General features: G+C 43.3%; 1 protein-coding gene. It reads right to left on the bottom strand.

Annotated elements, in window-relative coordinates; genetic code table 11:
- Positions 1-263 (bottom strand): hypothetical protein (locus HMPREF2728_RS10790; protein WP_186822184.1); only part of this gene is annotated, 263 nt, incomplete at both ends.

Below are 263 nucleotides of genomic sequence, written 5' to 3'. Positions count from 1 at the left end.
TCTGATGTTTGACCATCTTTTGTAGCTGTAGCAGTTACATTACCTGCTGGAATATCAACGGTTGGGGTGATTGTAGCTTTACCATCTGTTCCTGCTGTTGCTTCACCAATCTTGTTACCATCTTTGTCGAACAATTCTACCTTAGTGCCTGGGTCTGCAGTTACTACAACTGGATCTTTAGTTCCTGCTTTACCTGTAAGGTCTGTATCTACAACTGGTTTGCTTGGTTTAGCTGGTGTTGCTGCTGTAGCTACCATTGGATC

It is taken from the genome of Streptococcus sp. HMSC061D10 (genome assembly GCF_001808865.1).
Taxonomy (GTDB): Bacteria; Bacillota; Bacilli; order Lactobacillales; family Streptococcaceae; genus Streptococcus.
This window is presented reverse-complemented; position numbering and strand designations above follow the sequence as displayed.